Origin of the sequence: uncultured Streptococcus sp. (assembly GCF_963528215.1) — a bacterium.
Taxonomy (GTDB): Bacteria; Bacillota; Bacilli; order Lactobacillales; family Streptococcaceae; genus Streptococcus.
Map to the genome: position 1 here is coordinate 1 of NZ_CAURVL010000056.1, position 3,960 is coordinate 3,960.

Annotated in this window: 7 protein-coding genes and 1 pseudogene; all 8 read right to left on the reverse strand. The window is 50.6% G+C overall.

The features are described 5' to 3' along the window. Positions 1-227, reverse strand: a pseudogene (locus tag RWS24_RS10645) (hypothetical protein); the annotation flags it as partial. A 33-nt stretch (positions 228-260) separates the two neighbouring features. Beyond that, positions 261-575: a phosphoribosyl-ATP diphosphatase gene (gene hisE, locus RWS24_RS10650; protein ID WP_002912754.1), complete on the reverse strand. Its 315-nt coding sequence runs from the start codon at positions 573-575 to the stop codon at positions 261-263. 117 nt (positions 576-692) lie between these two features. Continuing rightward, positions 693-1,037 carry a phosphoribosyl-AMP cyclohydrolase gene (gene hisI, locus RWS24_RS10655; protein WP_314367407.1) on the reverse strand — a complete coding sequence of 115 codons (345 nt, stop codon included), beginning with the start codon at positions 1,035-1,037 and terminating at the stop codon, positions 693-695. Further along, complete coding sequence (hisF, locus tag RWS24_RS10660; RefSeq protein ID WP_314367410.1) at positions 1,037-1,795, reverse strand: imidazole glycerol phosphate synthase subunit HisF; 759 nt, start codon at positions 1,793-1,795, stop codon at positions 1,037-1,039. The genes hisI and hisF overlap by 1 nt, the downstream gene beginning before the upstream one ends. A 2-nt stretch (positions 1,796-1,797) precedes the next feature. After that, positions 1,798-2,520: a 1-(5-phosphoribosyl)-5-[(5-phosphoribosylamino)methylideneamino]imidazole-4-carboxamide isomerase gene (hisA, locus tag RWS24_RS10665; RefSeq protein WP_314367412.1), complete on the reverse strand. Its 723-nt coding sequence runs from the start codon at positions 2,518-2,520 to the stop codon at positions 1,798-1,800. Then, positions 2,498-3,121 carry an imidazole glycerol phosphate synthase subunit HisH gene (gene hisH / locus RWS24_RS10670; RefSeq protein WP_314367414.1) on the reverse strand — a complete coding sequence of 208 codons (624 nt, stop codon included), beginning with the start codon at positions 3,119-3,121 and terminating at the stop codon, positions 2,498-2,500. Before hisH ends, hisA begins: the two co-directional genes overlap by 23 nt. A gap of 34 nt (positions 3,122-3,155) precedes the next feature. Continuing rightward, a complete protein-coding gene (hisB, locus tag RWS24_RS10675; protein ID WP_314367416.1) occupies positions 3,156-3,740 on the reverse strand; it encodes an imidazoleglycerol-phosphate dehydratase HisB in 585 nt (194 codons plus the stop codon). A gap of 11 nt (positions 3,741-3,751) precedes the next feature. Continuing rightward, a partial coding sequence (locus RWS24_RS10680) for a histidinol dehydrogenase (protein ID WP_314367418.1) occupies positions 3,752-3,960 on the reverse strand: 209 nt, incomplete at its 5' end.

The following is a 3,960-nucleotide window of genomic DNA, read 5'->3' on the forward strand; positions in this document are numbered from 1 at the left end:
CCCTTTTTGATGCGGTTGCCATATTGCTGGTTCAGCTCTGCTATTTTTGCTGAATAGGCCTCATAGTCAGGCACATCATCGTGGGGCGAGGCAGCTTCGTAAGGGTAGGGATTGGACAAATCATAGTGCTCAGTGGTGACAATCTCGCCCTCGTAATGGTCCAGATAGTCACAGAAATCTGCCTCAGAATCATAGGAAAAATAGGTATGAAGATGGTTGTCGCGCATGCTGGGCCGCCTTTCTGCAAATCTTGTGTCCCTTTAGTAATGGTCAATTTCAGGTCGGTCGTGAATCCGGCTCTGCTTGCCCTGACGGGCCTGGAGGACGGCCTCTACCTCTTCCAAACTGACGCCAGTCTCGACGAGAGCGACCGCCAGATGGTAGAGCAGATCAGCTGTTTCATTGGCCATCTCGTCCTTGTCAGCATTTTTAGCCGCAATGACCACTTCTGTTGCTTCTTCACCGACTTTTTTGAGAATCTTGTCCAGCCCCTTGTCATAGAGATAGCTGGTATAGGAGCCTTCCTTGGGCTCTTTTTTGCGTTTGAGGGCTTCTTGATAGAGGGTTTCTAGCATAGTATCTCCTTGTTACTGTCCTTATTTTACTATAAAAAGCAATTCTTTCCAATGGCAGGCTAATGTCTTAGTTTTATTTTTGCATTAACCAAGTACTAAAGTAAAGCAAGGGAGCTTTTAGTCAGTTTTGCTGTCTCCCTCATCCCAGATTTTATGAAAAAAGCAGGATTTAGCACCGGTGTGGCAGGCAGCTCCCAGCTGGTCTACTTCGATCAGCAGGGTATCAAGGTCGCAGTCAGTTGTGATTTTTTTGACAGTCTGGTAGTGGCCGCTGGTGGCTCCCTTATGCCAAAGCTCCTGACGTGACCGGCTCCAGTACCACATCTGACCACTGGTGTGGGTCAGCTGGTAGGCTTCTTCATTGAGATAGGCCAGCATAAGGACTTCTTTGCTGGTGTGGTCTAGGATAATGGCAGGTATAAGACCACCTTGTTTTTGGAAATCTAACTTCATTTCTGTCATCAGATGCGCACCTCCAATCCAGCTTCCTGCATGGCTTTTTTAGTCTCTGAGATGGAGACCTGACCATAATGGAAAATCGAGGCTGCCAAGGCACCCGTCGCTGCAGTCTTTTCAAAAACTTCTAGGATATGCTGGCTACTGCCAGCACCACCAGAGGCGATGATAGGAACGGAAACCACTTGAGAGACGGCTTCCAACATTGGTAAGTCAAAACCAGACTTGGTCCCGTCCTTGTCCATACTGGTCAGAAGAATTTCCCCCGCTCCAAGACCGACAGCTTCTTGAACCCAGTCTAACAGGTCGCGACCGCTGTCCTTGCGGCCGCCAGCTAGATAGACATGCCAGCTGCCATCCGCTTCTTTCTTAGCATCTACGGCCAGCACCACACATTGACTGCCGAATTTCTCAGCGCAGTCAGCTAAAAGCTGAGGATTTGCCAGTGCTGAGGAATTAACTGCAACCTTATCCGCCCCAGCCTGGAGCATCCGCTTCATGTCCTCAACCGTGCGAATGCCGCCCCCGACGGTAAAGGGAATGAAAACCTGCTCTGCCACGCGCCGGACCATCTCGACCGTCGTGTCCCGCTCCTCATGGGTGGCGGTGATGTCCAGAAAGACCAACTCATCGCAGCCGGCTTCATAGTAAGCCCTGGCCGCATCAACTGGATCTCCCACATCAGTCAGATTGACAAAGTTAATGCCCTTGACAACCCGGCCGTCCTTGACATCCAGACAGGGAATGATTCGTTTTTTCAGCATGGCTATCCCCTTTCTGCTTCCTTGATCTGCTCTAGGCTAATTCGTCCACTGTAATAGGCCTTACCCACAATGGCACCAGCCAAGCCCAGTTTTTTCAGCTCCTTTAAGTCATCCGCTGACTGGATGCCACCAGAGGAAATGACTTGAGCATGCTTGAGGGACGCCAGCAATTTTTGATAATGCTGGATATTAGGGCCAGTCAGAGTCCCGTCTCGGTCCACATCTGTATAGACGAAGAGGCGGACGCCAAGCTTTTCCATGGCCAGCGCCAGACTGATATAGTCCTGATTGCTGGTTTCCAGCCAACCCTCAGTCGCAACTAGACCGTCTTTCGCATCAATGCCAATCAAGATTTTGTTGCTTCCAAAGCTCTCTAGCGCGGCCTCAACAAAGGCAGGATTCTTAACAGCCATAGAGCCAATAATGACACGGTCAATGCCGACCGCTAGATAATCTTCAATCTGCTCCAGACTGCGAATGCCGCCCCCTACTTGGATAGCTAGACCAGTTTCCGCTTTAATCTGGGCAATCAGATCTCGATTGGCCGCCCGACCTTCTAAGGCTCCGTCCAAGTCAACCACATGAATCATGGTAACCCCAGCTTCTTTGAAAACTTGAGCTTGCTCCAAGACATCGGGATTGACTACCGTCTTCTGGCTAAAATCCCCTTTAAAAAGGCGGACGGCCTGGCCGTCTTTGATATCAATAGCGGGCAGTATTTTCATAGACATACTCCTTAAACTTCTCTAGGATACCGAGACCGACAGCACCAGACTTTTCTGGGTGAAACTGGCAGCCAAAAACCGACCCTCGGTGAATCATAGCTGGGATTGGTCGCCCATAATCAGCAGTCACATCCAAGTACTCCTCCGGAACATCTGTATAGTAGGTGTGGACAAAATAGACTGACTGGCCCTCTAGACCAGCTGTCAAAGCAGACGACTGCTGAACCTGTAAGTCATTCCAGCCCATGTGAGGCACAGGCAGACCAGCCTGGTCCGGAATCCTACGGCAAACACCGGGAATCAAGCCCAGTCCAAAGCTTTGACCATTCTCCAATCCAGACTCCAGCAGGAGCTGCATGCCTAAGCAAATGCCCAAGAGAGGCTTGCCATCGGCCACAGCCTGCTGGATAACGGAGACCAGCCCTCGCCTTTTCAACTCCTGCATGGCAGTAGGAAAAGCACCAACACCTGGTAAAATCAAACCATCGGCAGCTAAAATTTCCTGCGGATCAGCTGACAGACGCGCTTCTACTCCTACCTGAGCCAGAGCACGGAGGACATTGGCTGTATTTCCCGCGTCATAATCAATAACAATCATCATCACTACATCAACTCCTTTCACTCAGAAGGACAAGCTAGAGCAAGCCCTTGGTGGAGTTGACTCCATGAATCTCTGGATTGATCGTAATAGCCTCCCGCAGAGCTCGTCCAGTCGCTTTAAAGAGACTTTCCACCTTGTGGTGGCTGTTCTTGCCATGAAGGATTTTCAGGTGCAGATTCATCTGCAGATTAAAGGCTAGGGCTTGGAAAAATTCCTCCACCAGCTCAGTATCAAAATTCCCAAGCTTGGGATTGTCAAAATCCGCCTCAAAGACCAGATAGGAGCGACCGGATAAGTCCAGACTGGCCATACCCAGCGTTTCGTCCATGGGCACAAAGCTAGTACCGTAGCGGTTGATACCTGCCTTGTCTCCCAAAGCCTGACGCAGAGCCTGCCCCAGCACGATGCCCACATCCTCAACCGTATGGTGGCTGTCCACCCATAGGTCACCTTCAGCCTTAACCGTCAGAGAAATCCGACTGTGGCGGGCAAAAAGGGTCAGCATGTGGTCAAAGAATCCGACACCAGTCTCAATGGCTACCGGTTCCTGTTGGTCGAGATTGACAGCCAGTTCAATATCAGTCTCCTGTGTTTTACGCTTGATTTCAGCTTGTCTCATGGCAACTCCTTCTATTTTTCCTGTCTGCGGGCTTCGATGGCCTTGGCATGTCCCTGCAGGCCCTCTGCATAGGCCAGACTGGTAATATCCTTGTCAGCCGCACCTACAGCAGCACGGCTGTACTGGGTGTACTGGATGCGCTTAATAAAGTCATAGACTCCCAGAGCTGATGAAAAACGGCTGGTGCTGGTTGTCGGCAAAACGTGATTGGCTCCCGCAT

Bases quoted from the DNA above. Each gene is read 5' to 3' on its own strand.
- hisI (WP_314367407.1), bottom strand. From the start codon at position 1,037: ATGACAGAAATGAAGTTAGATTTCCAAAAACAAGGTGGTCTTATACCT.
- hisF (WP_314367410.1), bottom strand. From the start codon at position 1,795: ATGCTGAAAAAACGAATCATTCCCTGTCTGGATGTCAAGGACGGCCGG.
- hisA (WP_314367412.1), bottom strand. From the start codon at position 2,520: ATGAAAATACTGCCCGCTATTGATATCAAAGACGGCCAGGCCGTCCGC.
- hisE (WP_002912754.1), bottom strand. From the start codon at position 575: ATGCTAGAAACCCTCTATCAAGAAGCCCTCAAACGCAAAAAAGAGCCC.
- hisB (WP_314367416.1), bottom strand. From the start codon at position 3,740: ATGAGACAAGCTGAAATCAAGCGTAAAACACAGGAGACTGATATTGAA.
- hisH (WP_314367414.1), bottom strand. From the start codon at position 3,121: ATGATGATTGTTATTGATTATGACGCGGGAAATACAGCCAATGTCCTC.